The sequence below is a fragment of the Micromonospora sp. MH33 genome, from assembly GCF_003013775.1.
Taxonomy (GTDB): Bacteria; Actinomycetota; Actinomycetes; order Mycobacteriales; family Micromonosporaceae; genus Micromonospora; species Micromonospora fulviviridis.
The window spans coordinates 1-5642 of sequence record NZ_MUYZ01000373.1 but is presented as its reverse complement, the minus strand read 5'-3'; the positions used below and the strand labels follow the sequence as shown (position 1 = coordinate 5642).

Here is a 5642-nt window from a genome sequence, read left to right as displayed (position 1 = left end):
GCCGGCTGCCCGTCGCGACCCAGCACGCGGAGCAGGGCGGCCCGCAGCGCGCCACCGACCCTCGGGCCCGCCCGGGCGACCCGACGCCACCGCTCCAGGCGTCCCACACGGTCAAGGTACGGCAGCACCGCGGCGGCGGACCGGGCGGATCCCGCAGGTCGCCCGGGCCGCCGCCGGCCCGCCGGTCAGGGCAGGGCCCACCGCTGGTTCGCGGCGCCGGTGCAGGACCAGAGCTGCACCGGGGTGCTGTCGGCGGAGTTGGCGCCCGCCACGTCGAGGCACCTACCGGACTGCGGGTTGCGCAGCGTGCCGTCGGCCTGCGCCGACCAGTTCTGGGCCCCGGTGCCGTTGCACGTCCAGAGCTGGATCTTCGTGCCGTCGGCCGACCCGCCGCCGGACACGTCGAGGCACTTGCCCAGCGCCTTGACGGTCGAGTTCGGGGTCACCGTCCAGCTCTGCGCGGTGCCGCCGTTGCAGGTGTAGAGCTGGATCTGGGTGCCGTCCGCGGTGGCGCCGCCCCGCACGTCGAGGCACTTGCCGGCCAGGCCCCGGACCGGGCCGGTCCCGCCGCTGCCCCCACCGCCCCGCACCAGGGTGAAGTCGTCCACGTCGAACAGCCCCGAGCCGGTGCCGGTGAAGGTCAGCCAGACGGTCTGGCTGCCGGTCGGCACGCCGGTCAGCGCGGTGCTGACGTCGGCGAAGGTGGTCCAGCTGCCGGTGTTCGGCACCGCCACCTGACCGAGCAGGGTGCCCGTCGGGGAGCCGGTGCGGAGCTGGAGGGTGCCGCCCGGGCCGCCGGAGACCACCCGGGCCCGCAGCGCGGTCACCCCGGTCAGGTCGAGCCCCTGGTACGCGGCCCAGTCGCCCGGGTCGACGTAGCCGAGGGTCTGCCCGCCGTTGGCGCCCGCCTTGGTGAACGGGGTGACCCCGCTGGCCGAGCTGAACGCCTCGGCCTGCACGGTGGTGTTCCCGGCCGGCGGCGGCGTGGTGCCCAGTTCCTTGATCCGGATGTTGCGGAACGAGACGTCGTCGCCGGTGCCGTGGTTCTGGATGCCGACGTGGCCGGCGAGCGACCGGGCCGGGTCGGTGTTGGTGAAGTCATTGATCTTCACGCCGTTCAGGAAGACCTGGAGCCGCTCCCCCTCGACCAGCAGCTCGTAGGTGTTCCACTCCCCCGCCGGGTTGAGCGCCGCGTCCCGGGCCGCGAGGTCGGCGGACTTGAAGGTGTAGACCGCGCCGGTGGTCCGGTCGGGGCTGTCGGTCGGGTCGATCTGGATCTCGTAGCCGTTGTTCACCGCCGACCAGGGGTCGCTCGACGGCGGGAAGCCGATGAAGACGCCGGAGTTGTCGTCCCCGGCCAGCCGCCAGTCCAGCTTCAGCGAGTAGTTGGTGAACTGCTTGGCGCTGTACCAGTACAGGCCCATCCCGCCGACCGAGGTGAGGGTGGCGTCGGCATTGGTGAAGCTGCCCGGACCGGCCTGGGACCAGCCGGTGGTGGCGCCGTTGTAGAGCGTCGCGTAGCCGGTCTCCGGGCGGCAGTCGGCCTTGCTGCGACCGGCCGCGTACCGGATGCCGCCGAGCAGGTGGGCGCGGAACGCGGCCTCGGCGTAGGACGCCTGGGTGTGGCCCCCGCCGGTGTAGAAGGACCGGCCGCCCGCGTACGCCTTGCACCAGGCGTGCGGGTGGTCGCCGCCCATCGAGCCGCCGGAGTACGACGACTCGTCGAGGGTGGCCAGCACGTGCGCGGTGGACCGGGCGTTGGTGCGGTAGTTGTACCACTCGTCGGTGCGGTTCCAGGTCTGCGGCAGGTGGGCGGTGGCGGCGTGCGCCCGGTCCTCCACCTTCACGGTGGCCGGCTGGATCGCCGGGTGGGAGGCGAACCAGGCGCCGACCAGGTTGCCGTAGAACGGCCAGTCGTACTCGGTGTCGGCGGCGGCGTGCACGCCCACGTAGCCGCCGCCCGCGCCGATGTACGCCTCGAAGGCGGCCTGCTGGGTGGGGTCGAGCACGTCGCCGGTGGTGTTGAGGAAGACGACCGCCTCGTACCGGGCCAGGTTGGCGGTGGTGAACTGGGCGGCGTCCTCGGTGGCGGTGACGGTGAAGTTGTTCGCCGCCCCGAGGTCGCGGACGGCCTGGATGCCGGCCGGGATGGCGTCGTGCCGGAAGCCGGCGGTCTTGGAGAAGACCAGCACGTCGTAGGGGGCGTCGGCGGCGGCCGCCGGGGTGGCCGGGGTGGTGCAGGCGAGGGTGGCGAGGACGGCGGTGGCCGCGCCGAGGGCGGTGCGGAGGAGTCTCATGTCGCTCTCCAGGGCCGGACGGGGTGCGGGGCCGGCCACCCGGCCCCGCACCGTCGGATCAGGGCAGGGTCCACTTCTGGTTCTCGGCGCCGGTGCAGGTCCAGAGGTGTACGGGCGTGCTGTCGGCGGAGTTGTTGCCGGAGACGTCGAGGCACTTGCCGGACTGCGGGTTGCGCAGCGTGCCGTCGGCCTGGGCGGACCAGTTCTGCGCGCCGGTGCCGTTGCACGTCCAGAGCTGGATCTTGGTGCCGTCGGCGGTCGCGCCGCCGGAGACGTCCAGGCACTTGCCGAGCGCCTTGACCGTCGAGTTCGGGGTCACCGTCCAGCTCTGCGCCGTGGTGCCGTTGCAGGTGTAGAGCTGGATCTGGGTGCCGTCGGCGGTCGCGGCGTTGCGCACGTCGAGGCACTTGCCGGCCAGCCCCCGGATCGGCCCGGTGCGTACGCCGGAGGTGGTGAGGGTGAACGAGTCCACGTCGTAGAGCGCGCCGGCGCCACCCGCGAACGTGAGGTAGAGGGTGGTGGTCCCGGCGGGCGGGTTGGCGACCGAGCCGGTCACCGTGGTGAACGTGTCCCACGCCCCGGTCACCGGCACGGTGGCCGAGCCGAGGACGGTGCCGGTCGCCGAGCCGGCCCGGAGCTGGAGGGTGCCGCCCACCCCGGCCGAGGAGACCCGGGCGCTGAACCCCGTGACGTTGCCGAGCTGGTAGGGCTCGAACGCGATCCAGTCCCCGTTGTGGATGTCGCCGACGGTCCGGCCGCCCTCGGCGGTCGCCTTGTCGAAGGTGTTGATCCCGGCGGAGGTCTTGAAGTGCTCGGCCTGCCGGTGCCGGGGCTGGAGGGTGTGCTGGGTGTGCGTGGTCAGGCCGCCGGAGTCGGTGTACTCGGCGTCGAAGATCGCGAAGATGTTCGCCGCGTCGTCGTGCTCGCCGTCGACCGGGATGCTGATCGACCCGGTGCAGCCGGTCGCCGAGGTGATCTGGTGGCCGTGCTGGTCGTGGCCGAGCACGTAGGTCATCTTGACCCTGGTGCAGTCGATCGTGCCGTCCTCCGGGTCGGTGACGGTGATCCGGAACGGGACGGTGTCGCCGAAGGAGAAGAGCTGCCCGTTGCCCGGGCTGTTCACGGTGACCGTCGGCGCGGTGTTGCCGACCGTGATGATCACGCTGGCGGTGCCGGTGGCGCCCTGCGGGTCCCGGACGGTCAGCGTGGCGGTGTAGCGGCCGTTCGCGGTGTAGGTGTGCGACGGGTTCGCCGCCGTCGAGGTGCCGCCGTCGCCGAACGCCCAGGCGTACGTGAGCGCACCGCCCTCCGGGTCGGACGAGCCGGCCGAGGAGAAGGTGACCGCCAGCGGGGCCGTGCCGGAGGTCTTGTCGGCGGCGGCGCGGGCCACCGGCGCACGGTTGCCGCCGCCGAGGTAGTCGAAGCGGTACAGCGCCGAGTTGGCGTCGCCGTTGAAGTAGCCGGTGCCGTAGTCGAGCACGTAGTAGGCGCCGTCCGGCCCGAACGCCGAGTCCATCACCTGCTTGCCGGTCCACGGGAAGGCGTCGATGGTGCCGGGCGTGCCGTCGGCGTTGAGGTGGATCGGCTTGATCCAGCCCCGGCCGAACTCGGTGGCGAAGAACTGCCCGTCGAAGGACTGCGGGAACTTCGTGGTGGACGGGTTGGCGGCGTCGTACCGGTAGACCGGGCCGGCCATCGGCGACTCGGAGCCACCGCCGAACTCGGGCGGGCTGCCGGCGTCGCCGGCGTACCGGATCCAGGCGGGCTTGGCGGCCGGCAGGGTGGTCAGGCCGGTGTTGCGGAAGGAGTTGTTCGTGGGGCCGCCCGCGCAGTTGTACTTCGCGCCGGCCGTGCCGGTGGCGAAGTCCCACTCGGCGTACGTCTCGGCCGCCGTGTTGGTGCCGGTGCAGTACGGCCAGCCGTAGTTGCCCGGCGCGGTGACCCGGTCGAACTCGACCTGCCCGGACGGGCCGCGGGCCGAGCTGGTGCCGGCGTCCGGGCCGTAGTCGCCGACGTAGACGGCGCCGGTGGCCTTGTCGACGCTCATCCGGAACGGGTTGCGGAAGCCCATCGCGTAGATCTCCGGTCGGGTCCGCGCGGTGCCGGGCGGGAAGAGGTTGCCGGCGGGGATGGCGTACGACCCGTCGGCGTTCACCTTGATCCGCAGGATCTTGCCGCGCAGGTCGTTGGTGTTGCCGGCGCTGCGCTGCGCGTCGTACGCGGGGTTGCGCTCGGTCCGCTCGTCGATCGGCGCGTAGCCGCCGGAGTCGAACGGGTTGGTGTCGTCGCCGGTGGAGAGGTAGAGGTTCCCGGCGGCGTCGAAGTCGATGTCGCCGCCGACGTGGCAGCACATGCCGCGGTCGGCCGGCACGTCCAGCACGTCGACCTTGCTGGCCTGGTTGAGCGTGAAGTCGGCGTTGAGGGTGAACCGGGAGAGCCGGTTGACGCCCCGCCAGGCCGAGAAGTCGGTGCCGGTGGCGGGGGCGTCACCGGCCGGGGTGGTCAGCGGGGGCGCGTAGTAGAGGTAGATCTGCCGGTTGCTCGCGAAGCCGGGGTCGACGCCGACGCCCTGGAGCCCCTCCTCGTCGTGGGTGTAGACGGGCAGGGTGCCGATCACGGTGGTGGCGCCGGCGGCGTCGGTGCGCCGCAGCGTGCCGTTGCGGGCGGTGTGCAGGACCGAACGGTCGGGCAGCACCGCGAGGGACATCGGTTCGCCGGTCTCGGCGACGCCGCGGGCGAGTTCCACCTGCTGGAAGTCGCTCGCCGGGATGGGGTGCGCGGACGCCGGGACGGGGGTCGCGGCCAGGCCGACCGCGCCGGCGGCCGCCGCGAGCAGCAGCGCCGTTCCGGCGGGGAGCCATCGTCGGGTGGGGGTGTGGTGGGGGCTGGACATGCCTCTGCTGTCCCTTCCTGACGCGCGCAGCCAGGATCGGGCGCGCGTCGCGCCGGATGCCGTGCGGGGATGCTGCGCCGGGCCCGCCGGATGGGGCTCGGTGGGCCGTGACCACCGGTGGTTGCGGCCGGCCGGAGGTCACCTCGACGAGGCTGCCGGTTGCGGGCGGTTCACCTCGACGAAACAGCTCTGTGCTTGCGCACGACATTAAGACCTTTCGATTTGACTGTCCATAGCTTCCGACGGTTCCGGAACAACTTTCGTCGATGGGCGACAAAAGTTGCCGTCAGCGGCGTCGGTCCACGGCCCGGGCCGCCAGGTCGGCCAGCGCGGCCCGGGCCGGCTCGGCCAGCGGCAGCCGCTCCAGGACGGCCAGGGCGGCGTCGGCGCGGGACCGGATCATCCGCTCCACCGCCGCCCGGGCCCCGGACGCCTCGACGATGCCGCGCACC

General features: G+C 73.0%; 2 protein-coding genes. Both read right to left on the bottom strand.

Annotated features, from left to right (window positions below; all coding sequences use genetic code 11):
• Positions 1–185 precede the first annotated feature (185 nt).
• On the bottom strand, positions 186–2297 hold the full coding sequence (locus tag B0E53_RS32505; protein WP_107079460.1) for a ThuA domain-containing protein: 2112 nt from the start codon (positions 2295–2297) through the stop codon (positions 186–188).
• Positions 2298–2355: 58 nt separating this feature from the next.
• Positions 2356–5190, bottom strand: coding sequence for an RICIN domain-containing protein (locus B0E53_RS32500; RefSeq protein WP_107079459.1), 2835 nt, complete (start codon positions 5188–5190; stop codon positions 2356–2358).
• Positions 5191–5642: the final 452 nt, after the last annotated feature.

Bases quoted from the DNA above. Each gene is read 5' to 3' on its own strand.
- B0E53_RS32505 (WP_107079460.1), bottom strand. From the start codon at position 2,297: ATGAGACTCCTCCGCACCGCCCTCGGCGCGGCCACCGCCGTCCTCGCC.
- B0E53_RS32500 (WP_107079459.1), bottom strand. From the start codon at position 5,190: ATGTCCAGCCCCCACCACACCCCCACCCGACGATGGCTCCCCGCCGGA.